The 24868-nt window shown below is 47.0% G+C and carries 19 protein-coding genes; 15 read left to right on the top strand and 4 right to left on the bottom strand.

Going from position 1 to position 24868, the window contains the following annotated elements; genetic code table 11:
• Positions 1-326: 326 nt before the first annotated feature.
• Complete coding sequence (locus TERTU_RS16730) at positions 327-716, bottom strand: transmembrane 220 family protein (protein ID WP_015817921.1); 390 nt, start codon at positions 714-716, stop codon at positions 327-329.
• A gap of 1010 nt (positions 717-1726) precedes the next feature.
• Here TERTU_RS16730 and TERTU_RS16720 point away from each other — a divergent pair.
• Together TERTU_RS16720 and TERTU_RS16715 are read left to right on the top strand one after the other, a co-directional pair.
• The gene (locus tag TERTU_RS16720; protein WP_015816873.1) at positions 1727-2524 is read left to right on the top strand and encodes a class I SAM-dependent methyltransferase; all 798 of its coding nucleotides are present in this window, start codon (positions 1727-1729) and stop codon (positions 2522-2524) included.
• A 237-nt stretch (positions 2525-2761) separates the two neighbouring features.
• Positions 2762-3217, top strand: a complete 456-nt coding sequence (locus TERTU_RS16715) for a DUF1294 domain-containing protein (protein ID WP_015817298.1) — start codon at positions 2762-2764, stop codon at positions 3215-3217.
• Between the two features lie 281 nt (positions 3218-3498).
• Here TERTU_RS16715 and TERTU_RS16710 read toward each other — a convergent pair whose 3' ends face one another.
• Positions 3499-5463, bottom strand: coding sequence for an alpha/beta hydrolase family protein (locus TERTU_RS16710; protein ID WP_015818540.1), 1965 nt, complete (start codon positions 5461-5463; stop codon positions 3499-3501).
• A gap of 1926 nt (positions 5464-7389) precedes the next feature.
• Here TERTU_RS16710 and TERTU_RS21855 point away from each other — a divergent pair.
• From TERTU_RS21855 to TERTU_RS16665, 10 genes are all read left to right on the top strand, one after another.
• Entirely contained in the window at positions 7390-7701 is a 312-nt protein-coding gene (locus TERTU_RS21855; RefSeq protein WP_143876295.1) for a hypothetical protein, read from the top strand.
• 207 nt (positions 7702-7908) lie between these two features.
• Positions 7909-8808, top strand: a complete 900-nt coding sequence (locus TERTU_RS16705) for an MBL fold metallo-hydrolase (protein WP_041590298.1) — start codon at positions 7909-7911, stop codon at positions 8806-8808.
• Positions 8809-8835: 27 nt separating this feature from the next.
• Positions 8836-9459, top strand: a complete 624-nt coding sequence (locus TERTU_RS16700; RefSeq protein WP_015820837.1) for a LysE family translocator — start codon at positions 8836-8838, stop codon at positions 9457-9459.
• Between the two features lie 96 nt (positions 9460-9555).
• Complete coding sequence (locus TERTU_RS16695) at positions 9556-10011, top strand: GNAT family N-acetyltransferase (RefSeq protein WP_041590297.1); 456 nt, start codon at positions 9556-9558, stop codon at positions 10009-10011.
• A gap of 132 nt (positions 10012-10143) precedes the next feature.
• Positions 10144-10764, top strand: a complete 621-nt coding sequence (locus TERTU_RS16690; RefSeq protein WP_015818742.1) for a LysE family translocator — start codon at positions 10144-10146, stop codon at positions 10762-10764.
• A 534-nt stretch (positions 10765-11298) separates the two neighbouring features.
• Complete coding sequence (locus TERTU_RS16685) at positions 11299-12030, top strand: subclass B1 metallo-beta-lactamase TTU-1 (protein ID WP_015818996.1); 732 nt, start codon at positions 11299-11301, stop codon at positions 12028-12030.
• 300 nt (positions 12031-12330) lie between these two features.
• Complete coding sequence (locus TERTU_RS16680) at positions 12331-12942, top strand: LysE family translocator (protein ID WP_015818703.1); 612 nt, start codon at positions 12331-12333, stop codon at positions 12940-12942.
• Between the two features lie 1534 nt (positions 12943-14476).
• On the top strand, positions 14477-15004 hold the full coding sequence (locus tag TERTU_RS16675) for a hypothetical protein (protein ID WP_015819090.1): 528 nt from the start codon (positions 14477-14479) through the stop codon (positions 15002-15004).
• Positions 15005-15395: 391 nt separating this feature from the next.
• A complete protein-coding gene (locus tag TERTU_RS16670; protein ID WP_015817758.1) occupies positions 15396-15782 on the top strand; it encodes a hypothetical protein in 387 nt (128 codons plus the stop codon).
• A 173-nt stretch (positions 15783-15955) separates the two neighbouring features.
• Positions 15956-16477 (top strand): GNAT family N-acetyltransferase, encoded by a 522-nt coding sequence (locus tag TERTU_RS16665; protein WP_015820554.1) that lies wholly within the window; start codon positions 15956-15958, stop codon positions 16475-16477.
• Between the two features lie 292 nt (positions 16478-16769).
• On the opposite strand, the gene TERTU_RS16660 is transcribed toward TERTU_RS16665, so the two are convergent.
• Positions 16770-18146 carry a DUF1501 domain-containing protein gene (locus TERTU_RS16660; protein ID WP_015820745.1) on the bottom strand — a complete coding sequence of 459 codons (1377 nt, stop codon included), beginning with the start codon at positions 18144-18146 and terminating at the stop codon, positions 16770-16772.
• Positions 18147-18150: 4 nt separating this feature from the next.
• The gene (locus TERTU_RS16655) at positions 18151-19776 is read right to left on the bottom strand and encodes a DUF1800 domain-containing protein (RefSeq protein WP_041590295.1); all 1626 of its coding nucleotides are present in this window, start codon (positions 19774-19776) and stop codon (positions 18151-18153) included.
• A gap of 64 nt (positions 19777-19840) precedes the next feature.
• On the opposite strand from TERTU_RS16655, the gene TERTU_RS16650 reads away from it, so the two are divergent.
• The 3 genes from TERTU_RS16650 (at position 19841) to TERTU_RS16640 (ending at position 24824) form a co-directional block, all read left to right on the top strand.
• Complete coding sequence (locus TERTU_RS16650) at positions 19841-20305, top strand: hypothetical protein (protein ID WP_041590294.1); 465 nt, start codon at positions 19841-19843, stop codon at positions 20303-20305.
• 143 nt (positions 20306-20448) lie between these two features.
• Positions 20449-21579: a glycoside hydrolase family 5 protein gene (locus TERTU_RS16645; protein ID WP_015817391.1), complete on the top strand. Its 1131-nt coding sequence runs from the start codon at positions 20449-20451 to the stop codon at positions 21577-21579.
• Between the two features lie 2 nt (positions 21580-21581).
• Complete coding sequence (locus TERTU_RS16640; RefSeq protein ID WP_420834822.1) at positions 21582-24824, top strand: glycoside hydrolase family 3 N-terminal domain-containing protein; 3243 nt, start codon at positions 21582-21584, stop codon at positions 24822-24824.
• The last annotated feature ends 44 nt before the right edge of the window (positions 24825-24868 follow it).

The raw sequence follows: 24868 nt of genomic DNA, 5'->3' as shown, positions 1-24868 counted from the left end.
AGATCGATAAACGCAACTTTTGCCGACATTTCTCTCCAGAGTTAAGACGACAAAAGCAACACAACGTGCAACAGTGTAGCACAGGCGAGGGGGTATCTCAGCTCGCATATCGCTATTTTGCGGAAAATCGCCACATATCGCCGAAAATTCGTAGATTTTTGCGCGTTCTATAATAATGCTATATCAGCGAGCTTAAGAGAACTTGCATTAAATGTCGTCGGCAGAGCGCGATCAGGAGGTTAACGTCGCTTAAATGCGGCTAACCTCCGATGGTAAAGGTGCGGCGGTGATTGGCGAATTACATAAATTGCGAGATGAAAATAAAGTTAGGCGAGAGGTTTGCGCACCACCCAATAACTCAGGCTCACGATAAACGCAAACGCCGTCCCAATAAATTCCCTGCCTTCTTCAATATAGGGTTTTTCCGGGCTCATATCTTCCACCAGCGATTCGCTGCCCAAATGGTAGTGGAGGTATTCCACCAATCCTGGCAGAGAGATGGCGAGCCCGGCAAGACAAAATCCCGCTGCCAGCCCGTGTAGTGCGTTCGCTGTTTTGGTATTTGTGCCGATAACGGCAGCCAATGGAACGAGAGCCGCCAGGCCGTAGAGTAACACCCAAAATAACGGATCTGGATCGTTAAATTGCAAGTAAGCCGTGTAAGCTAACAGGCAGGTTAATAACACATGAAGTATTTTTTTAAGGTGCTGAGTCATGGCTGAACATACCGCGTTATTGTTATGTGAGCGGTATTCTAACGGGTAAATCCACGAAAGAGTATGGTCTATAGCTGGGCCTTGGCCTGCGCGAAACAGCGGCTCCTGTTAAACGCCCAGCAACGCATTTCGTGCAAAACAGTTGAATTGGGTTCTGGCAGCCTAATTGCTGCTGAAACGCCATCCTTTTGAATCATTGGGGTACTCAGTGAATCAACATGCGAATTTAAGTTGAACGGATATTTGCCGTAGGGCCAGGTTGAAGTACTGCTGATCGTTGTTGGTGGAGGGTAGGAAACGTTCCTGGCGAAAGAAAGCCGCGTGATATCTGGTCGACAACGAGGCGGGTTAGGGGTAAGAGCGCAGTTGCAGGCGCTTCATGGATAAGGGTGAAAAGTTGATTTGCGGTGCGAGGGCGAAATTTAGGTCTAGGGTCGATGTTTGAGAGAACAACAATAAAGTTACTCTGCGTGTTCATACTGATAAATGCGCTGGTTTGGCTTCCTTATCTTCTACTGCGAGACAACCTGCCTGTTTACATGAGTGCACCCTATGCTGTTTTGGGTTTTATCCAAACGATGCCCGTATATTTGTTAAATAGCATCGGATTTCCCGGACTGCTGCTGAACAACGGCCAGTGTGGTTGGGGTTGGTGCTCGCCAAGTACTTTTGGTTATTGTGCCTTGTTAGTTTTTTGGTTAATCGTTTTATGGCTAATTGCCCGCCTTGTTTCGCTGCTGGCAAGCGCACCCAAAAAACATGGTGCTCGAAGGGAGCGCGACTAAGTAGATGGGGTTATTTGTTTTTCCGCCAGGTTAACGAATTGGGTAGCAGGTAAACGAAAGTGACCGCAACCCGTCAGTTGGGTTAAGTTGAGCCTGTCAGCTATCAGGCTATGTACGCTTTTTGGTCTAGCGTCGGTACACTTTTACAGGTGTAGAATTTGTTAAACATTACTACCGCGCACTGGCGTGTGCGTCGGTTAACGCAGGGTGAGGGAGTTAGATGATATGAAGAAGACGTTGACGGAGGCCGACTACTTCGAGATGAATCGCGTAGGTTGGGACCGAAGGGCAGAAGCCCATTTTGGTTCGAGGTTCTATGACCTAAAAGGTTTTTTATCTGGCGAAACCTCGCTTCGCGAGATTGAACTCGCCGAGCTTGGGGACGTTAACAGCAAATCACTTCTGCAGCTTCAGTGTCACTTCGGCATGGACACACTCTCGTGGGCAAGAAAAGGGGCAGTCTGCACTGGTGTGGACATATCACCGGTTGCCATTAAAAAGGCCCGAGAGCTGGCGCAAGAGCTTCAGTTAGGCGCAGAATTTGTTTGCGCCGATGTCTATTCATTCCAGCGTTCAGGCGCGGCTCCCTATGACATTGTGTTTACCTCCTACGGTACCATCTGCTGGTTGCCGGATCTAAGCCGATGGGCCCAGGTTATTGCGTCAAACCTTGCCATCGGTGGTCGCTTCTATATAGTAGATTTTCACCCTGTTTATGACCTGCTGGCTGGGTATTCGTATTTTACTAAGCACGAGCCCGATATCGATGAAGAAGGCACGTACACAGAAAACTCCTCTGACGCGATAGGCAAGTTCGCAGCCTGGGCTCATCCTATCTCCAGCGTAATCACCGCTCTGCTGGCTGTTGGTATCCAGATTGAGCGTGTCAGTGAATTCCCATATAGCCCGTACAACTGTTTCGAAGGCATGGTCGAACGCGAGCCAGGGCGTTTCTATTTAAGCCATAAGGGAAACGATATTCCGATGGTTTACAGCATCACAGGGCGAAAAATTGCCGAATAAAAAAGTGTAGTAATGGAATTTAATGCCGTTTTTGCGTTGACAAATCTGCAGGCAGATTCAACAATTTTTAAGCTTAAAATGCTTTATTAGAGAATTAGATGATGTTTGCCTGTAGCTGTTACCGCAAAGCAGTCAGGGTAGAAATTGTAGTGCCTTTACGAAAGTCAGCTTTAGATCCAATTGAAAACCTTGAAAACAGTTTCTAAAAGAATAAAAAATGTTAGGGAAAAATGACCTATGAAAAACTACCAACCCTATGTCGTCATCATATTTTTCTTGGTAATTTCAGCGTCCTACATTTTAGGTTTTACGCCGTTAATTATTGGGGTTGCATTTTTATTGATTAGTTGTATCGCATATGCGTATTACGCGAAAGACAAAAAAGCAGCCAAAAATGGCGAATGGCGGGTACCGGAAAGTACGTTGCATATGCTCGGCCTGTTATGTGGCTGGCCAGGCGCTCTTCTCGCACAACATCAATTTCGGCATAAAACTAGAAAAGCAAGCTTTAGATTAGTGTTTTGGATAGTTGTTCTAATTAATGTTGCTGCATTTTCCTGGCTTCACACGCCCGATGGACGTAAGCAGCTAAAAGTTATCGCTCTGCAAGCGCAAAATATCGCAATGCAGCATTCAAACTCAGAAGCCGTAATTTCATCAGTGTTGCTATTAACAGAGTTTCGTGATCGCTGACCAAATGTGCATTGATGGGGGCTTATTAACACGCGCGGCCAAAACGGCTAAATAAAAACTGCTAATTCGTGCTCTTCGCTAAACCGCGAACGTAGGCTGGGGCGGAGTGTTTGGTTATTATTGTGAGCTTTACGCTAAGTGGTGGTCAAATGAAGGTTCGCCCTGCGATGTGGAACAGTTTGAACCTCTTGTGGTGCGTTCCGCCTGCCGTAGATTGAGTAACAATGTTATCGCACCAAAAGTTATCTCCCGAGGTATTTAACCCCGAGAGATCCTGACCGTCATCTAACCGGCAGGTTTTTGTTTAGGAAGTCTGCCATTGCGCGGAAGGCTTCAATACGGCTGTGTTCACCAGAAATGTAGTGATCTTCGTTTTCCTGCTCAATATAGATAACATCTTTTTTCGCGTCACGTAATGCGTAGTACATTTGCCGTCCGTGCGTAACATCCACCTGCCGATCTTTTTCACCATGGATTAAAAGAACGGGAACTTTAATATTATCTACGAGCTTGACCGGTGAGTTTGCTGCCAGGTCTGCGCGATCATCGCCGATGTATTCGTCCACTAAATCGTAAGAAGTCGCAATGTTGGTTTCTCTGTCAACAAGTTTCAGTAGATCCGTCACCCCGTTCACGCTAATAGCGCAACGATAGAGATCCGGCGTTTTGCTAACACCAACAAGTGCTGCATAGCCGCCGTAGCTTGCGCCCACAATGCATATTTTTTTCGGGTCGGCAATACCTCGCTTTACAATCTCGGCGACAGTGTCTTCGACATCCTCCTGCATTGCTTTACCCCATTCGCGTAAACCTGCTAAGGTAAAATTCAACCCATATCCGGCTGATCCTCGAAAATTTGGCTGAATTACGGTGTAACCCATGCTTGAAAAAAACTGCGCCCAGATGTCAAACTCCCATTCGGTTCTGGCGAATGGACCACCGTGGGGAAACACTAGGGTAGGCAATTTTTTCGTGGCTCCCTTCGGGAGCGTTAAGTGGGCTTCAATTTGAGTTCCATCCCGTGCGGTGAAGCTCGTCCTGAGCACATCCGACAGTTTGTCTGTGGTAAGCTTTTTGTAACTATAACCTGCCGGCTCTAGTTTCAAGGGTGAGCGAGAGCCTATATAGTAAGTTCCCGATTCTGTCGGGCTATTGCTGAATACCAGAAATTTATTTTCATCGTCAGTAATGGAGAAAATGTTATTGTTTCTTTTAGGAAGAGCCTCGTCTATTTTTGCTTGGATTTCTCTCCATTCATCATCAATAAATCGAGTAGGGTGGCTTCGCCCTTGATCAATGCCGATCAGTTTTTGCCTTTTTTTGCTAAAAATAAGTTTGCCTGAAGCATCAGCGTTTTCGCGACTAAATACAATTTCGGTCTTGTTGGATGGGTCTCTAAGGTCGGCCTTTGATATTACCGAGTACCCATTTTTGTATTGCTCCAGATAAACAATGTTGGGGTCGTAGTCAAAACCAGAGAACTCTGTTGACTGGGCGGAAAACGGTATGTACGTCCAACGATTATCCCACTGGTTTTTTTTAACGTCCTTGAAGCTTAGATCAAACGTTTTTCCATCATTATAACTCCAGCCGAAACGTACTCGTCCCTGCTTGTCTGTCTCCCAGCCACTTGTGGAGGGATCTCTTTTTTGAATGAAGCGGGCAGAGCGTTTCTTGATGTTAACGTCAACGACAGCGTGCCCCACTGGCCAACCATCTGATAAGCCCGGTACACGCATGAGAATATGATCCGGCTTGTCCGGAAGCGTATTTATAACTGTTCCCAGACCTGATGGCAGATATTTGTATTTTTTTAGGAAGCCTACCTTAAAAGGGGGGTTAACTTCCCCTGTTTCTGTGTTAACTATGAGAAGTCGAGTCTCTCGCGTGTCGCCGTGCACCCGAGCCATACCTGTCCACGTGTCACGCTTGCTTGGATACCAAGTAAACACGAGCAGTGTTTTTTCATCCTTCCATTTAAGGTGACTGAGAAAGTATTTGGTATTATCAGTAAATAAAACGATGTTGCTCTTGCCTGTGTCCAAGTTCGTTACCTGAACAGCAGTACCCTTCATTTGGGGTACGTCGACACGTATCATAGAAGCAAGTTTTTTTCCATTCGGCGCGAGTGCGAGCTTTTGCACATCGGGTAGCTGAGCATAATCATCAGCCGTAAGTTGGGAAGACTGTGCATTAAACGAGAGGATGTTGACAAAGAGTACTAGCAGGTACGCAGTGCGGCGCATAATAAATCCCATTTATTGATTATTAATTTTGCACTATTTTAACAGGATAATGTGATCGATGGCGCGTAAATATTCATATGAAGCCCTCTAATCTCAATAGGTTGAGGTGATGCAACTTGGCGTTTTATTGGCCTAGGGTCGCTCTTCGCACTATATAAAGCCTGAATCACTAAGCTAAAAATTCGTCAGCTTCGGAAATACATCCACGTAGGCATTGCCGGGGAAGTGGGAAAAACGCTGAGGGTTGTTGTGTTTTGGGTGATATCGGTAGTGGGACTAATTCGGCCTTCAGCCGTTTCTATGCTACTGCCGATGGCGAGCTCACATATGGAGCTGTATACGTGGCCGGTAGCGGCCGGATGGTCGAGCCTAAAAAGAGGTAGTCGCTCCGCTTGTGCTTAGTGCCGTCGTATCTGCTAAGTCTGCGGCTAAAATCGGATACGGTGAAGGTGGTTACTTTATCCGAGGTTTTCCAGCATCCGAGTTCCCAGCGCTTCCAGAGCGTTGCAAAAAGCCACGAGCCGATGGGAATCTACCTTACTTATACTGGTCTCCAACCGTAGTTAGGCTCGCTTTAGCCGAATCCCGCCATCGGTTGCGCGCCTTTGATAAGGCCTGATTCATCTCTAGCCGCCAACGGATCAATGTTCGTGCCAATATGGACTGTTTGGTGCAATTGAGCCGCTTTGTGGATAGCGTTTTCAAGCGGCTTTTGCGTTGGTTGGCAGGGGCTAAACGCGTCTAACAGGGCGTAAGCACTGAACAGAAGGCAAGCCTCGTCGGTGGCAGGCTTTTAGCAATATCAATCCCTTACAAAGTCGACTCACAGCTCGAATATAGGGTGCACTGGATTTGAGGCAAGCCGGCGCCAGTTAAAGCTAGACATCTGTTAAATAAACCATCGGGGAAATTGGCATCTTGATGCTTGAAAATAGCCAGTACTGGATAGATGGAGTGGAATGTCGCAAATAGCTTCAATATCGGCACTCAAATCAACGCATCAAGCCTACATAATAGTTTAGATTTGGCGAATGTTTGCTCTCTGGTGAAACAGTGTTGGCGACGATATATGTCCATTTTGAGAGCACCATGTTGGCGCTATGGATATAGGCACTTGAGTGCTGCACACCACTGACTAGCACGCTCAAAAATGGGTTAATGGGCATTGCATTCAGGTGTAGCTTTACCTTTACCTTTACCTATGCGTACCTCATGGTAATGTTTGGGCTACTGCAAGCCTCCGGGGTAGGTAAAAACGCGGTTCCTTTGGAGCAATATCCTCCAGGCAAGATAGAAAGCAAGAGATAGGTTGGGCGTAGGTTCCTGGGGTCATCGGGATTGTACGGAAACGTTCGGTGTTTGGTCCGAATTCGGCGAAATTTTCGGGCTAAGAATATTGTTAAAAAAGGTTATATGAAGTTGGTCGTTGCGGTATGCCTAGGTTTTTTATCGTCTGCGGTATAACTACCGGTTACTGGTACTATCGTTTGTTTTTGCCGTGGGTGCAAAGTGAAGCCCGCGCGAAGCAATCTGAAGCTAAATTGCTTAGTCAGTATGTCAACAAGCTAGAGGTGGGGATATAGATGCCGTTATTTATTCTATGAAAATGGATGTGGAGCTGGAAAATAGTCAAGCAGAGGAATTGTTAAAAAATATGTAGAACTTTTTATTTGGGTACAGTATTTATAATTAAATGTTCATTTCGTGGCTAGGCCTTAGCTGGACGGCCTTGGTTAGAAATAATGCAGTTTTTTATGATGGTGCTAAAAAGTATATTGGCTTTGAATTATTGCTTGCAGTATATTTTTAACAGGTTCATCAAGCTGAACCTCAAAGCTTCGCGCCGTTTTTTCTGGCTTCGCCATTAATCGAAAAAATAGCACTGCACTTTGGATCAGCTTGCAAAGGATTTATAAGACATAAATTATGTACGTATTTATTGCACTAATTCTGCCTATCGCTCTTGTGGTGATTGAAATCTGCTTTGTAGTAGTAGTGCGGCATATAAATTTTACAACGTCTCCAGGGTCACTGCTTGCTTTAAAAAGTATAAAGTACGGTATTGTTGGTGTGGCACTATCTTTAGCGCTAACCATTGCCTGGATGCTTGGGTATGAGTGCTTGACGGGTTACAACACAGGTAACGCTCCATTGGGCTGGATTTTATTTTATGGGCCAATTTCTTTTGCTTTAGGTCAAATTGTAGCTCTAGGTAGGTGGTGGAAAAATATTTTGTAAAATGATGAACTTTCTCTTTTTTAATAGTGAATTTTGAATGTAATAATATTCTATTTTTTGGTTTGGCGATTTAACTGCTTAGCTAAAATAGCCACCAGACCCACACGGCTACGCTTGGCTTTGTACATTCACTTCGCTCAGTTTTATACAAAAACAAGCTCCACAATGCGGAGGGGAGCTAAGGGCGCTAGCAACTCGGAAGTCCACATGAATAGAATTTTATATTTCGTCGCCTTGCTCATTCCATTAAGAGCGATGGCGGGTACAGGCGTTCCGGAAATGAAGGGTGAGAACGGATATGTTGAGCCATTCAGAATGTTTGATAACGTGTACTATGTAGGAGATAAGTGGGTATCTTCGTATGCAGTCGAAACGTCATCCGGTCTAGTTATCATAGATACTCTTGATTTTCCATATAGTATGTGGATTCCAGACAACCTTAAAAAACTAGATTTAGATGATAAAAAAGTAACTCACATTTTTGTAACCCATGGGCATTCCGACCATGTCGGTGGCGCGGAATTTCTTCAGTCTTTGTATGGCTCCAAAGTTGTAATGTCGGAAAAAGCGCTTGAGCTAGCAAAAGAACAAGCTTTGAAAAGCCAAGGTAAAAGCAAATTTTTTCCACCAGTTGTAGAATCGTTTGCCGAAGACAGCTCAAATATTGTTGTCGGTGATACAGAGTTTAAATTTTACATAACCCCAGGGCATACAGAGGGTGACCTATCCATTGACTTCTTCGTGAAAGATAACGTTCAGCTATATCGTGCGTTTGTAGTTGGTGGGCATGGAACAAATTTTCAAAAGCCTGCACTTGCCAAGCAGTTTATGGCTAGCATGGCCCGAATCAAGAGAGTAGCTATGGAAGACCCTGTGGTAACCGTTAATCTATCCAATCATCCGCATAAAAATAATTTGTTTTCTAATCAGGAACTTAGCGCCAATGACATAACCACTAACCCGTTCATTAGTAAGGAAAATTTCTTTCGGTTTATAGAGCAACAAGAGGTACTGGCCACTGAAGAGATAAAAAACGAACATGAACCGAGCGGTTCGACTAATGCTAACAAATCAAATCAGCCGACCGCTAACGGATCGGCTGATTGAGACGTTAGCTACACAATAGGAAAATACATGCAAGTAGAAAGTTGGCTGTTATTTTGTGGGATTGCATTAATAGCTACTTTAACTCCAGGTCCGGCGGTGTTAATGGTGGCGGTAACTAGCTTATCTATGGGGTTTAAAAAAGCATTAGCGTTAATTATAGGAAACGTCACCGGGCTTTTTGTCATGTCTTCGTTTTCTGTGCTTGGTTTGAGCGCTGTTATATTGAGTTCCTCAATTATATTTACAATCATTAAATATGTGGGCGCGATCTACCTTATCTATATTGGGGTTCGTTTATGGAAGAGTGGCGTTGGAAGTTTAGAATTTGAAGGTCAGAAAAAAGTAGATGAAGGCGCTATTAGTCTTTATGCAAAGGGTATATTGTTTGCAATAACAAATCCAAAAGCAATTATTTTCACAACAGCGTTATTTCCACAGTTTATAGTTGTAAGCGAGTCGTTATTGCCTCAATTTGTTTTATTGGTGGTAGGTTTTATGTCTTTATCATTTTTATGTCTGTCAGGGTATGCTTTGTTTTTCTGTCGAGCTAAGAAAGGTCTAAATAATTTTCTATCACCGAAAATTCTAGGTAAGGTATTTGGTTCAGCTTTTGTTGGTGCTGGTTGTTTGCTTGCAAATTCAACAAGGTAAAGCTGCAAGTCTGTCAATATCGACTTCGGATGGACCTCGCTGACGCTAGGCCCATTACAAAAGCGTAAGGCGTTTCTTGAAAAATCGAAAGTGCATATGATAATTCGTGAGTATTTAAACAAAGATTGGTCTCGTATTTGCGAGATACATGATTTGGCTCGTTTAGATGAGCTACGAAGCGCATCTCTAGATAGTGCATTCTTGCCGCTAAAAATAGCGGCAAAAAACGAAGATCTTTTTAAATACAAAATACTGGTTGCTGAGCGCAACAGTGAAGTTGTAGGGTTTATTGCATATAGCGAAGAAGAAATAGCTTGGTTATACGTTGGTCCGGCTAACTATCGTAACGGTATTGGTAAAGCTTTAGTTAAAGCTGTTGTTGGGTCACAGGATCGCATGTTTTCAATAGAAGTACTAAAAGGAAATAATACAGCATTAGACTTCTATAGGTCTGTTGGTTTTAGTGTAACGGGTATGGCTAGCGGTCAAATGCCAGGAAATGAAGAGTATGAAGTAACCGTGCATGAGTTAAACAACACTAAAAACTCCTGACGAGCTGTCATGGGGACATGTTTTTTGCTTCGCTCCGCTTTGTGGTGGTTTCGACTCTTTACCTCAAAACTCCACTGCACAGAAAATGCCGGTACAAAGCGGTATTAGCTATTACAACTAAGGAGAGTAAAATTGAATATTGAAGTTTGGATTGCATTTGCTTCAGCTGTTTTGGTTTTTTGTATTATTCCTGGGCCAACCGTTATATTGGTTATGAGTCAAGCGTTATCTCATGGTAAAAAATCAGTTTTTCCGTTAGTTGCTGGGGTCCTCGCAGGAGACTTAACGGCGATGACATTTTCCCTGGCGGGTTTAGGCGGGATCTTGGCAGCTTCTTCAGAATTATTTCTGATATTAAAGTGGATTGGCGTTGCTTATTTAATTTATATTGGTTGTAAAACGTTTTTTGCTAAAGTCGACGACGCTCAAGAATCCCCAAAGACATCAAGTGATAAATGGTCTATGTTTCGGTCGGCTTATTTAGTGACCGCATTAAACCCAAAGGGCATTGTATTTTTTGTTGCCTTCTTACCGCAATTTATCAGTCCAGCTAAAGATTTTATTCCTCAAATAGTAATTTTAGTAGCGACATTCATTGTGCTTGTTGCTTTAAATATAACCTTCTATACATTGTTTGCTGGCCAAGTAAGGGAGCGAGTTCAGTCGCGTAACGCCAAGAAATGGTTTAATCGCTTCGGAGGTTCGGCCTTGTTTGGAGCTGGTGCCATTACCGCATCCCTAAAACACAGTTAACAAAGTGTTTTGGGGAAAGCCTAGGCTAGGCTTCGATTTGCCCTAAAGCGCGCCATTATATTAAATCGACAGTGCGAGGAATATTATTTATCTCATCGAAGTAGATGTGTACTATCACGCTTGTTTTGCAGATGAAAAATATATAATGCTAGTGATCTCTACGTATATTTACAATGGATTACACCCGGAACAAGGACCTATATTCTTCGACATTAATTCTGAAACGGAAGTTGGTTTTAGTGAAGGAAAGATTCATTCCGTATATGACCTTAATGCTCTTATAAGTTGACTCTTTAATACTGTTGACTCGAAGGGTGTGGTGTCTGTTTTCTACTAATATGCATGCGGCTAGTTGCAAGCGGCTAGGTGTGAGCTAATATACATCTGCTAAAAATTTGGATGACTATTTGTGCAGCAGATAAATGTAGCAATGTGGTCCTGTTGAAATATTTTCGTTACGCCTTTTGTGTTTGTTAACACAACATTATTCAGTCCGAAAGTTTTGCAAAGCTAGGCATTAGAGGCCCCATTTAAATGAGAGTTTTTTTAGTAATATTCATACTATTTATTGCCGGGGATTTATGTGCCGGTGAGGAAATGCCAGGTTTTAGCGTTGAGGAAATTGAAAAGAATGTATTTCTACATGGGTCCTATAGTCAGGTAAACGGTTTTGGGTTGGTAAGCTCAAATGGGTTGGTGGTTATTGAGAATAAGAAAGCGTTTATTGTCGATACTCCTTGGTCGGAAAAAGATACCATTAATCTTGTTCAGTGGATTGAGGGTAGAAACTTAGTATTAATAGGGAGTATTTCCACTCATTCACATGAAGATAGAACCGCCGGAATTAAATGGCTTAATGCTCATTCGATTCCTACGTATGCCTCCGCCTTAACCAACGAGTTATTGAAAAAAGACGACAAAGAGGTTGCGACGAAGTCGTTCGAGGGGGCAGAGCTAATGTTAGCCGACGGCCTAATAGAAGCGTATTATCCCGGAGGTGGGCATACAATAGATAATATAGTGGTTTGGTTGCCAAAATCTCAAATATTATTTGGTGGTTGCCTTGTGCGGAGTGTAGATTCAACTGGACTTGGGTATGTAGGCGAAGCAGATATTAAAAACTGGTCTAGTTCCGTCGAGAACGTGCTGTCGAAGTATCCTGAGATTAAAGCGGTTGTTCCTGGTCATGGGAAGATAGGCGGGCTTTCACTATTGACTCATACTAAGAAGCTTGCTATCTCAGCTCTACCTAAGTTGTCAAATTGACAGTTTTCCGTCGCTCCCATTAGTGCCTGATGGTACGAACGGGCGTCTCCAGAACTACAATGTACAACCACGTGAATTTACACCAAGGATAAGACTGATGGTATTTGAAGCAAAAGTAAAAACGATCGATTAAGCTCAATATTCAGGTCTTGAAAGCTACGATTAGGAGCGTTTAGTTAGCGCTCCTATTAGCCTTAGTAGGTGGGGATAGGCTAACGCCAAAAATGGCCTGGATAGTGAAATATTGCTTTCTATGGGCAATAATCATGCAGGCACTTACGTTACACCTGAGAGCGGATCATGGATAATTATCTAGTTTATTTAGGGGTTGCCATGGCTACTGTGATGTTGCCTGGGCCAGCTGTTATATTAACTCTCAATAATTCAATTCAACGAGGGCTGTCTAGAACATTCTCTGGGATTGTGGGAATTGCGCTGGCAATTCTTCTTGTTTCGGTTATTTCTGCAACAAGTTTAGGTGTTGTGCTAGCCAAGTCAGCATTTGCATTTACTATCATTAAAATTATAGGTGCCATTTATTTGGTCTATCTTGGTATTAAAACATTCAACTCGAAAAGTACACCTAATGCGCAAACTAAATTGAAAGAAAGTACTTTCGAAAAGTGTTTTGCGGAAGGTTTTTTTATATCAATATCGAACCCAAAGACTATTGTATTTTTTATGTCAATATTCCCTCAGTTTATAGACCTTTCTAAGGCTTATGTTCCTCAGTTTATAATTCTGGCGTCAACATTTAGCGTTTTGATTATGGTTATTCACACTGCGTATGCTATCTTCGCTTCCCTGGCCAAAGAAAAGCTTTCATCTGATCGCGGAAATGGCATTCTGAATAAAATTACTGGTAGCGTTTTTATTGGGTTTGGTGTTGGGTTGGTGGCATCAAGCAAATAGGTGTAACAAAAAGCGCTTGCGGAGAACTGCATCCACGCTTCGTTTTCGCAAAGTTTGACGTTATTTCGTTTTATTTCGCTAAAGCTTTTTACAATGAAATATTTGAGAATTGGATGAACCCATTTAATTTTTGTTTGCTGTGATAAAGCGAACCCGAGATGTGCACTATTGTGCAAATGCAGGGTAAATAAGCCTATAGTTCTGCAATAGGGCATCATCCTAAACTCAACGGCAAAGATTCCAATTTGATTTGCAGTATCGTGGCGTGTAATCTGACGTTGTACCATAGCAGAAAAAAATATAAAAAGATCGTACCTGGCGCGCTCGCTGGCTATTTAGTATCACTAGAGTACGTACTAGTTGTCGGTGGCACTTGCTGACGACCCGCCTTTGACCGAATTCTCCCGGTCTACAACCGCCGATGACCCACCTTTGACCGAATTCTCCCGATCTACAACCGCCGATGACCCGCCTTTGACCGAGTTTTACCGGTCTACAACCACAGATGACCCACCTTTGACCGAATTCTCCCGGTCTACAACCGCCGATGACGCGACATTGACCGAGTTTTACCGGTCTACAACCGCCGATGACCCGCCTTTGGCCGAGTTCTGCCGGTCTACAACCACAGATGACCCGCCATTGACCGAGTTTTACCGGTCTCCAACCGCCAATGCCCCTATATTCACGCCGATGTGGGATATTTGGTGCCAACGGGCAGCCTTGGCGTGGTGTACTGACTTGGCGGGCCCAGTTGCCTTTCTGTTCCTAAGCCCACGAAAGCCGACCTGTACTTGCTGCACCGCTTAATTGAAGCGTCTGTTAAATATCTCGGCACACGAATAAAGATAATCCCAGCGCAAAAACGCCATATCAAACTAAACAAACCGTTCTAGCGGAAAAAGCCGCCAATCTCGGCGGCTAAATCAGCAAAATAGTCCTGCGAGCGCGATTATCTTGGACGAATATTTGCCTGGATGAAATATTGGCGTACTGTGATCATTTCCTGTTGGTGAGTGGAAAGCGGGCTTTTAGTTTGAAACCCCGGGAAATTACTGGTGGCCTGCGAAGGTAAGGTCAAAGGAAGTGAGGTATTCGGGCGTGTTGAGTTCGTTTATGTTGCTGTGAATATCGGCAGTCGTTTAAGAGCGGGAAGGCCGTTTACTTGGCAAAGGTGTTGGTGGTTGTATTTAATTCATAGTGGATAAATCCACCGGACATGTAGGGCTGGATTCTGTATGACAACTAAAGTACGAGGTTTGCATTCAATTTGCGCTGGATTTGAGTTGTTTAACTGTTAGGTGAAAAGGCGAAAATGATTAAATTTACTGACTGCGTAAATGGCGTTTATTGCGCGGTAAATAATACAGCTGAGGAGCCGGTGATGCGGTAGCGTCGCAGGTCCAGATTTTTTTGGGGGCGTCCTGGTAACGGGGTGTTCTGCCACCATGTTGTGAATAATATCCCCATGCGTATTAGCTAACGTGACATGCGTCAAATCTTTAAGATAATGAAATATAAGGAAGTATAAAAAATGCCAGTAACTGACAACACAAAAAAATTTATCGGTTGGCTTAATAATTATTTAGTAGGCCATCAGGCTAGAATTGTACAAGCGATGCGCACAGAAGCCCAATGGGAGGTGTGGCTTCAGGTTGAAATGGCAGTTGCATTAAACAGCATAGGCATTGCTGTGAGAGAGCAAAAATATGACGATAGCAGAAAATCATTAGACATACTTTTCGTAGAAAGATCGAGCCAACAAACTAATCAATTATTCGTAATAGAGCTTAAGGCGGAGTCGCTTAAGACGAATTTGGTAAGTGGACGATCAATGTTTTCAGCTTTGCTTTCTGATTTAGACAAAATGCAATTGTTACAGGTAAATAATTTAAAAAATAAATACTCATGCTCGGCGCTAACATATATAGCATGTGGAATCGGCAGTCCTTCAAAATATGAAGCAATCGCTAGGAAGATGTACAGGCAACTCCCTAATGCTACGGCAACAATAAATGTTGCCGGTCAATATGGTATGTATTATTTTGTGGTTGAAAAATAATTTTCACTGCAATTATTTTTTTATAAAAATTGATGTTATTTACGAATCAACTAACAATACGGTCGTGTTCGTGTTCACAAAACCGTGCAGGCTGGGACGAGCAAACAGGGGGGCACTGTTATTCCCGAGGAAAAAATAACTGAGGGCTGCGTTGAGGCGATAATCTGCTCGATTGCCTATCATGGCTTACACTTCTCGCCGTTTGAACGCCTTTTGCATTCCGCTTTGCGTGATTTTACCCACAAAATCACTCCGTTTTGGCCGTTGGTTCGCTCGGAATTATAAATGCAAATGAAATTAGGAGGGTAAACGCAATTTCATCTGCGTTGTCAAAAGTGACGGCAGCTCAGTCCTTATGGGTCACATTTCTTTAATTTTTAAAGGATACACAATGAGAACAACGTTATTTACATCCTTATCTTTATTTTTACTCTCCATTTCATTCGCCGCGTATGCGCAACAAGCTTACGATAGTAAGGTGCACTCAGAAGCAGAAATTCTGGCGATGCTGCCAGAGGCAGCGGGCAAAGCGTTTACTGGGCCGATTGTCAGGAATTATAACGATTGCGTGAAAGGTGTGAGTGACCCTAGAATCCAGGCACTTCGCCCCATAACCATTCAGCAGTGCAATTGTACTTTGGATTACGTGGCAAACGTTATGATCCCAAATAAAATGATGCAAACATCAAATATAAATAGAACTATGAAAGGCTTTCCTGCGCAGTGTCGAGTTGAGAACCCTACAAAAGTCACTGAGTTAGATTCGCCGGTACAGTAGAAAAAATGTTGGGCAGAGTGAGCACGGTTGTCTGGGCGAACGCAGCGCTCTGGGATGAAGTAGGCGGTCACCGCCATAGATGCTGTTCACATACGCTGTGGTAAAAATAGCTAGGCTTCCACAGTCTCAATACTGCTGGTTAATATTATAAAAGTCGCGAGGTTTAAAAAAATTTGACGCCAGATTTCACCATAAGAGAAGCAATTTTAAAAGATGTTCCTGCGATAGCGGTTTTAGGTCGTGCCACCTATAAAGAACACTTTTCCGATATCTGGCATAACATTGATAGCTTTTTAGATGCTGATTTTACGCATGATGCAATTGAATCGTGTATCAATTCACCGTCAAGTCACCGGTATTTATTGGCCTTGAAAAGCGATGTATTAATTGGTTTTGCCAAGTTAAATATAAATTCCGAGCTGAAGGATATGGGCAAGCTGTGTATTGAGCTGCAAAAAATCTATGTAAAAAAAGATAACGTTGGCAACAATCTGGGTTCAGTGCTTTTGCATAAAGTAATGGAACTTGCTTTAGCGCTTGGGAGTAAGTATGTTTGGCTGGATGTGCTAAAAAACAATGTGCAGGCCCAACGGTTTTATCAACGGCACCAATTCAGCATAGTCGATGAAATACCCTATAAAACTGATAAGTACGAGTTGGGCATGTTTGTTATGGTCAAGATGTTGGAAAAGTAGTTTCCTACAGGTTTAATTAATTTGTAGGAAACTTAGGTTCATTTGTTCCCGCTTTATGAGTACCGAACTTTCAGTACGTCTATTATGGCCTTTTGTGCTTGCTCTATTTGAGCAAAGCTCAGGGCTGCTCTTCACGACTATTGCCACTCCCCACGACTGTTCCCGCACTAACACCAGCAGCAGCACCAGCACCAATACCAACACACACGGACCAACCACACCTAAAAACAGGCAAGCATTCAAAATTACCCCGAGAGCCCTGGCGTTTTATTGCTTCAGTTTTCTTCCGTTACTATAAAAACCCCAAATCAGTAACGTCAAAATTCGCCAGGTTAGGGAACACATCCGCGTAGGCGCTGCCGGGTAGGCCGAACCAGCCGCTGAGGGTGGCTGCGTATTGGTCGATGCTGGTGGTTGGAATTATTCGGCCCTCGCCCATGTCGTCGTTACTGCCTATGGCCAGGTCGGGCATGGTGCCGTAAATTCGCCCTCCAGCGACCGCGTCGCCGATAATAAAGTGGTGGCCGCCCCAGCCGTGGTCGGTGCCGTCGCCGTTGCTGGTCAGTGTGCGGCCGAAATCGGACATGGTGAAGGTGGTAACTTTGTCTGCAACGCCCAGCTCTTCCAGAGCGTTGTAAAATGCGGCGAGCCCGTCATTAAGTTGCGACATCAGCAGACTTTGGCGGCGATTTTGATCGCCGTGGGTATCGAAATCGCCCATGCCAACAAAAAATGTCTGGCGGGATACGTTTAAGCTATCGCGAGCAGCAATCAGTTTGGCGGTCATCTTTAGCCCGGCGGCAAGGCGGTTGTCTTCCGGAAACAGGGTTTGTATTTGGGCTGAGGCGGCTACCGCATCGCCGACTTCCTCCGAAAGATCCCAGGCGCGATTCATATGCTCGGCGTAGTTGCGGGCTAAAATATGGTTTTGCTGTTGCGCGAGTATGGCCTGAAAGGCAGCAACGCGGCTGTGTTCCCATCCGTTCTCTGTCGCGCTTGCTTTGCGGTCCATGGCGTTGATGGTGCCCACCCCTTCGGGGTTAACTGAATAAGGTACAACGTCTGCCCCGGCTTGCCAGAGGTTGCTGCCGTTTAGCGATATATTCATCGATAAACGAGGGTTGTTATTTAGCGAGTGCATCAAGTCCGCGGCGCGCCCGGCCCAGCCGTTGCGTTTTTGTGTGCTCTGCAAACTCTGTAAAAAATTTTGCTGGTCGTTGTGCGAGAAAAGTTGCGGCGGCAGCGCGGCAGTTTTTGCCTGATAGGCGATTTTGCTGGTGGGTTCGATAAGCGCACCCACGTTGCCTAATATTGCCAGTTTATTGTTCGAGTACAGTTGCGCAAGATCGGCGAGCGCCGGGTGCAAACCGTACTCGGCACCATTGTTTTGCTGGCCGTCGATGGCGATAAGCTCATTTTGTGGCACGGCCAGCGATTGTCGCGTTGCGGAATAGGCGGCGTACTCCGTTGTGCTGCGCGGCACCACCATATTGAACGCATCGTTACCACCAAAAAGGAATACGCACACCAGTGCTTTGTAATCGCTCTGCCCGGCAGTTTGCGCATGGGCCAATTGCAGTCGGCTCAGTGTTGCCATGGCGCTGGAGCTACCCAGGGCCAGTGTGGCTGCCCGTTGTAAAAAGTGGCGACGGTTGAGAGTGGTATTCATGCGCTTACCTTTGAATTGCGTATTCGGGGGAGGCCATCACTAACACCAGCGCGTCATACACGCGCATTTCGGCGGACGAGTAGGGCTGGAACTCGGTAATAAAGTCGATAATAGTGGCGCGCAATTGCGTGGACATGGTGCCATGCAAAAGTAAAAGGTTCAGGCGCTCTACTAATGCTGAGGGGTCATTTGCCAGTTGTTTTTCTTCTTCAAGAAATAATTGCGCCGGGTATAAATCCCAATCCGCTTTTGGCTGGTTATCGGGGTTCGTTAATTCGCTTTGCGGCCAGGCATTTTTTGTGTCGCGCCAAAAAATACTGCCGCTCAACCGGCTGATGGAGGACACCAGTTGGCTGTCGGTCATTATTTGAAATTCGGGCGCGATTAAATCGTTGTTTTTAATTTCGCCCGGTTGCTGATAATCGGGTCGGTAGAAGTTAAACACCGAAAAAGAGCCGTAAGGCCGTTGCCCCATTTCCCGGTCGGAGCCACGAAAGCGCAGTCGGTTTAGTGACAGGCTGCCATTGTTTTCTCGCACGGGAATACCCTGGGCTTTAAACGCTCGCCACAAGCCGGTCACTTTTAACAGTGGTTCGCGCAATTTACCAAAGGTGGTGGGCGCCAGGGTCGGGCCATTTATCGCTTCGTCGTCGAGGTATATTGCTTTTATAACGGCTTTTAAATCGCCTTTTTCGCCAGCGCCATTATCGTTAAATACGCTGGCAACCCGCGCAACATAGTCTGGGCTGGGGTTGCTGGTAATGAGCCGTTGGATCAATTGCTTACTTATAAAGGGGGCGATATTGCTGTGTGCAAAGAGAATATCCAGTGCCGCGTCTATGTCCTGCTCCGGGGTTAAATCGGCGGGGATGCTCTTGTCGCTGAACAGGGTTTTACTCCCGGTATCGTGATAGGCAGGGAAGGCCTTCATCGGCAGAATTTCCGCTGCGCCGCTGCTGGCCCACTCCCACCACTGGTTAATGGTTGCGTGGTTCCAGCCGGTGAATACACGGGCGAGATTTTTTATGTCGTCCTGACCATAGGTGGGCACGGGTTGTTGTTGGTTATCCAATACCGGTGAGCCATCGATATTCAGTTGTACCAACCCGATGGAGAAGAGTTGCATAACTTCGCGCGCGTAATTTTCGTCTGGGCGAATATTGCGTTGTGCATCGGCTTTTTCGTTGCGCACCATGCTCAGGTATTCGCCCATCATGGGGTTGAGCGTAACCGCTTTTAGCAGGTCGCGATAATTGCCGAACGCATGCGCGGCAAGAATATCGTGGTAGTTGGCGATGCCGCGGGAATCGTTGTAGAGCACGTCGGATACATTGGAAATAACCAGTATCTGGCTGAGCGCATAGGCCACCCGTTGGCGCAGTTGATCCTGCCCCCAAACGGCCGATTCCCACCAGATATCGCTGCGCTGAATATCGCGCACCCAGCCTTCATCGTCCTTTTCCACTTCGGGTGCCGGTTCAAAACCGATCTCTGTCAGCCGTTCATCGAGTAACGGCAGATGCAGGGTTTGCGGCAGTGCTACTTGTTCATCTAACCACTGCTCGCGGGATTTCTCCATGGCTGCAACCAGTGTTTTTGCCGTTGTGCCGAAGGTGGCCTGATCCAGCAAACGCGCGGCAGACTGCGCTGCCGCATAGTCGGAATCGCCAGGCAGTGGCAGGGAGGGATCGGCAGTGGTATCAGGTTGCAGCGGTGCAACCGTGGGTTCGGCACTGGGTGTGGGTTCTGGGCTGGGTGTTGGCCCTGGACTCGCTGAAGGCTCTGGGCTGGGTGTTGGCCCTGGACTCGCTGAAGGCTCTGGACTGGCTGAAGGCTCTGGACTCGCTGAAGGCTCTGGACTGGCTGCCGTAGTGGGGGTAACCGATGGCGTGGGTGTTGGTGACAGTGTAGGTGTAGGTGTTGGCGTTCCAGTCGGTGTTGGCTGTGGTGATGGCGACGGTGATGGCTGCGGTGATGGTTCAGGTGAAATAGACGGTGTTGGCGCGGGCGATGCGGCGGCCGTAGGCGTCGGCACCGGATCACTGGTAAAAGTGTCGCTTTGGGAACCGCCGCAACCGCTTAACCCCGCTATCACGATACCGGTAAACAGTAGGTTAATTACACGCGTTTTCACCAGTAAAACTCCTCGCATGAACTGAATTTATTTTTGTTATCGAGCATAACAGGTTTGTGTCTCGAAAAATTCCGACAGAATGGTAAGATGCAGAAAACGCGAATTGCGCACACATTGGGGAATGCGCAATTTCGTAAAAAAACATAAGAAAAATATCGGGTGACCAGTATGTCGCTAAAAACGGAGTTGGTTTTTTTTACCGTCGTATGGGTTCTGCTCGCGGGTTGGGCGCAGGCGGGTCCACTGTTTCAGTTTCATCATGCGCAGGGCACTGCAATTGCGGACGAGAAAAATCAGCCGGTATTTTTGCGCGGTGTTTCTTTTGGTAACCGTGTTTGGGTAAATGATCGTATTCCGGTGACACACCACAGTGCAGAGGATTATTCTCGCGTACGCGCTATGGGGATGAACCTGGTGCGCTTTTATTTGAATTATCAAACCCTCGAATTGGATGCGGCACCATTCGAATACCAAGCGGATGGCTGGCAGTGGTTGGACACCAATATCGCATGGGCCCGGGCTGCGGGGGTTTATCTTATTCTGAATGTGCATGTGCCTCAGGGTGGTTTTCAGTCGCAGGGAAACGGCCGCAAGTTGTGGCAGGACGTCGACCTGCAAAAGCGTTTTATTGCCATGTGGCGCGCGATTGCCGAGCGGTATCGGGATGAACCTGTTGTTTTTGGCTACGATCTATTGAACGAGCCGGGCGTGACACGAGCAAAGCAGCAGTGGCAACGCCTCGCCCAGCGCACGGTCGATGCCATCCGTCTGGTCGATAAAAAACATCCGATTATTGTCGAGCGGGTTAATTCGATAAACCGCCGTTGGGAAAACGATGCCGACATGAATTTTGTTACCGTAGATGGCAACAATATTATTTATACCTTTCACAGTTACGCCCCGTATTTTTATTCCCACCAGGGTATTCCTTGGGACGCATCTATGAAAAATCGCGATGGCGGCGTATGGCCAGATCCGTCCCGGCAGCACACCCGCGCATTTTTGGCTCGCACAATCGACCAATATCTGGCGTGGGGTAAAGCGCACAATGTGCCCCTGTATTTTGGTGAGTGGGGCACCTATAAAGCAAATTTCGAAGCGGATCGCGGGGGCTTAAATTACCTCCGCGATATGCTTTCTGTGTTGGAGGAGCGCAAGCTCACTAACACATTTCATGTTTATCACGAGGAATCGTTTGGTATTTACCGAGGTGATGGTCCCCTGGACCCGGCCAACGTAAACCAACCCGTAATAGATATGTTTACAACCTACCTAAAGCCAAAACATAACGAGAGCTGACTATGAGATTTACGTGCTTTCCAAATCGACGTTTTTTGTCGGTGCTAACCTTGAGCGGTTTACTTGCCGCCTGCTCGCCGGAGCCGTCACCTAAGGCGCCTTCTCCGACACCAACACCCACACCGCAAACTCAGGAACAAGCGGTTGTGCACCCTGAATTGTGGCCCCAAGCTTCGTCGCCTGTGGGGGGCGACGAAGCGGTGGAATCGCGCGTGGAAAGTCTGCTGGCAAAAATGTCGCTGGCGGAAAAAGTTGGCCAGATGATGCAGGCGGAAATTCAGAGCCTGGAGCCGGGGGATGTCAAAAAGTATCACCTGGGGTCAGTGCTAAACGGAGGCGGGTCATGGCCGCACCGCAAAGAAAATGCGACCGTAGCGGATTGGCTGGCACTGGCGGATCAGTTTTATGACGAGAGTATGGACGACTCCGATGGCTACGTGGCAATTCCAGTGATCTGGGGCACCGACGCGGTTCATGGTCATAACAATGTTATCGGGGCGACGCTGTTTCCACAGAACATTGCGCTTGGCGCAACGCGCGATCCGCAACTGGTGCGCGACATCGGCGCAGCAACTGCAAAAGCGGTTCGCGCAACCGGTATCGATTGGGCCTTCGCGCCCACAATAGCTGTTGCACGCAATTACGGTTGGGGTCGCACCTACGAGAGCTATTCGGAAGACCCGGCGCTGGTTGCGCAGTTTTCCGGTGAAATCGTCAAGGGTTTGCAGGGGGAGCCAGGCACCGATGAGTTTTTATCGAACGAGCATGTGCTGGCGAGCGCAAAACATTTTCTGGGCGACGGCGGCACCTGGCAGGGTGATGATCAAGGCGATACCCGGGTGAGTGAGCGGGAATTAATTGACGTTCACAGTGCGGGTTATCCACCCGCTATTAATGCAGGCGTGCAAACGGTGATGTCCAGCTTTAGTTCGTGGCAAGGTGAAAAAATGCACGGCAATAAGGATCTGCTCACCCGCGTACTGAAAGAGCGTATGGGGTTTGACGGTCTGGTTGTCGGCGATTGGAACGGTCACGGGCAGGTGGCAGGCTGTACGGTCAGCTCCTGTGCGCAGGCGATTAATGCAGGTATCGATCTGGTGATGGTGCCTAATGACTGGAAAGCGCTTATCAAAAACACCATCGCTCAGGTTGAAAGCGGTGAAATTTCCCAGGCGCGCATTGATGACGCTGTGCGGCGTATCCTGCGGGTGAAAGTTCGCACGGGCATCTTTGAAGGCAAGCCTTCTGCGCGAGCGCTGGATGCATCCGTGCTGGGTAGCGACGCGCATCGCGCGTTGGCGCGCAAGGCGGTCCGTGAAAGTTTGGTATTGCTGAAAAACCAGAACCACATTTTGCCCTTGCTGCCACAACAGCGCGTTATGGTGGTGGGGCCAGCGGCCAAAGACATCGGCTGGCAGAGCGGAGGCTGGACCATTACCTGGCAGGGCACCGGTAACACCAATGATAAATTCCCGGGCGCGACTTCAATTTATGAAGGTATAAAACGTGCGGTAACCGCTGGCGATGGTACCGTGACCTACTCTGTCGACGGCAGCGTTAGCGGCGGGGCCAAACCGGATGTTGCTATCGCCGTGTTTGGCGAACGCCCCTATGCTGAGGGTGTTGGCGATGTTGCCAGTCTCGAGCTTGAACCCGGTGATAAACCCTCCCTGGCGATGCTGCAACGATTGCGCGAACAAGGCATTCCAGTGGTATCCGTTTTCTTATCTGGCCGCCCAATGTGGGTGAACCCGGAGCTGAACGCGTCTGATGCGTTTGTTGCCGCCTGGTGGCCGGGCAGTGAAGGTGACGGTGTCGCCGATGTGCTGTTTGCCGATGGCAGCGGCCAACCGCGATTCCACTTTAATGGCCGCTTGAGCTTTTCCTGGCCAAAAACCCCTTTGCAGACGGAGCTGAATATTGGCAGCGACGACTACGATCCATTGTTCCCGCTGGGCTATGGCCTGGACTACAGCAACGGTCAGCAGGGGCCAGACAGTAATCTGCCAGTGGATCTGGACGGCGTGGATACAGGCGAGTTGAAAGATATTGATTTCTACGTGGGCGGGCCAATGCAGCCTTGGTCGCTGTTTGTGAGCCACAATGACAGCCGCCAAGTGCTCAGCGGTGCCTTTGCTGCATTAAGTGACAAGAGCGTTCAGGTCGAAACCGCAGACAAGGACGTTCAGGAAGACGCATTGGATATTCGCTGGAAAGATGCGAATGGTGCGAGGCTGTATTTGCAGGACGGCCAGCCTCTGGATCTGACGCCGTATTTGGAAAATGGAACGCTCGCATTTGACATGAAGGTCGATAAGCTCGCCAAGGGTGGCTTGACTGTCGGTTTGGACTGCGGTGAAAACTGCAAGCGCGAAGTGCCACTCAACGACATCGCACGTTCGGTTGCCGGTAAGGATTGGCAGCACTATGAATTGCCACTGAGCTGTTTTGTGCGGGAAGGGGACGACCTCTCGAGCGTCGCTACACCATTTTCAATGGAGCTGGGTGGCAGCGGACGCATGTCGCTGGCCAATGTGCGCTTTATGCTGAAAGGCAGTGCCAATACTCAATGCCCGGACATTACCACTGTCGCGCTCGAGCCCGCCAAGCTCACTGAATGGTGGGCAATTGACTGGTGGGAGCCGCGTCACCAGCAGGTGCTAAAACGCATTGCTGAGGGCAAGGTCGACCTGTTAATGATTGGCGACTCCATCACCCACGGCTGGGAAAATGAAGGTAAACCGGTGTGGGATGAGTACTACGCAAAACGCAACGCGGTGAATCTTGGCTTTTCCGGCGACCGCACAGAAAATGTATTGTGGCGCCTGGAGCACGGTGAAATCGATGGTATTTCGCCCAAGCTCGCCGTACTGATGATCGGCACCAACAACACGGGTCACCGTCTGCAACCTGCGCAATACACAGCGCAAGGTATCGCGAAAATTGTAGAAACGCTGCGCACCAAATTGCCGGAAACCAAGGTTCTGGTTCTAGGGGTATTTCCGCGCGATGCAAAACCCGATGCGCCTATGCGGTTGATCAACCGCGACATTAACAAGCGTGTTGCAAAACTCGCCGACGGCAAAAATGTGTTCTTTCTGGATATTGGCGATACATTCCTCAACGACGATGGCGTACTTACCCGAGAAGTCGCGCCAGACCTACTGCACTTGAACACCGATAGCTACAGATTGTGGGCGCAAGCGATGGAGCCCACGCTGAAAAAACTGCTCGGTGAAGCATAGGCGCACACTCGGTCAGGGTGTAGCCTTTACAAAAATTCATGCAA

The organism is Teredinibacter turnerae T7901 (genome assembly GCF_000023025.1).
GTDB classification, from domain to species: domain Bacteria; phylum Pseudomonadota; class Gammaproteobacteria; order Pseudomonadales; family Cellvibrionaceae; genus Teredinibacter; species Teredinibacter turnerae_B.
This window is presented reverse-complemented; position numbering and strand designations above follow the sequence as displayed.

Bases quoted from the DNA above. Each gene is read 5' to 3' on its own strand.
- TERTU_RS16730 (WP_015817921.1), bottom strand. From the start codon at position 716: ATGACTCAGCACCTTAAAAAAATACTTCATGTGTTATTAACCTGCCTG.
- TERTU_RS16720 (WP_015816873.1), top strand. From the start codon at position 1,727: ATGAAGAAGACGTTGACGGAGGCCGACTACTTCGAGATGAATCGCGTA.
- TERTU_RS16715 (WP_015817298.1), top strand. From the start codon at position 2,762: ATGAAAAACTACCAACCCTATGTCGTCATCATATTTTTCTTGGTAATT.
- TERTU_RS16710 (WP_015818540.1), bottom strand. From the start codon at position 5,463: ATGCGCCGCACTGCGTACCTGCTAGTACTCTTTGTCAACATCCTCTCG.
- TERTU_RS21855 (WP_143876295.1), top strand. From the start codon at position 7,390: ATGTACGTATTTATTGCACTAATTCTGCCTATCGCTCTTGTGGTGATT.
- TERTU_RS16705 (WP_041590298.1), top strand. From the start codon at position 7,909: ATGAATAGAATTTTATATTTCGTCGCCTTGCTCATTCCATTAAGAGCG.
- TERTU_RS16700 (WP_015820837.1), top strand. From the start codon at position 8,836: ATGCAAGTAGAAAGTTGGCTGTTATTTTGTGGGATTGCATTAATAGCT.
- TERTU_RS16695 (WP_041590297.1), top strand. From the start codon at position 9,556: ATGATAATTCGTGAGTATTTAAACAAAGATTGGTCTCGTATTTGCGAG.
- TERTU_RS16685 (WP_015818996.1), top strand. From the start codon at position 11,299: ATGAGAGTTTTTTTAGTAATATTCATACTATTTATTGCCGGGGATTTA.
- TERTU_RS16680 (WP_015818703.1), top strand. From the start codon at position 12,331: ATGGATAATTATCTAGTTTATTTAGGGGTTGCCATGGCTACTGTGATG.
- TERTU_RS16675 (WP_015819090.1), top strand. From the start codon at position 14,477: ATGCCAGTAACTGACAACACAAAAAAATTTATCGGTTGGCTTAATAAT.
- TERTU_RS16670 (WP_015817758.1), top strand. From the start codon at position 15,396: ATGAGAACAACGTTATTTACATCCTTATCTTTATTTTTACTCTCCATT.
- TERTU_RS16660 (WP_015820745.1), bottom strand. From the start codon at position 18,146: ATGAATACCACTCTCAACCGTCGCCACTTTTTACAACGGGCAGCCACA.
- TERTU_RS16645 (WP_015817391.1), top strand. From the start codon at position 20,449: ATGTCGCTAAAAACGGAGTTGGTTTTTTTTACCGTCGTATGGGTTCTG.
- TERTU_RS16640 (WP_420834822.1), top strand. From the start codon at position 21,582: ATGAGATTTACGTGCTTTCCAAATCGACGTTTTTTGTCGGTGCTAACC.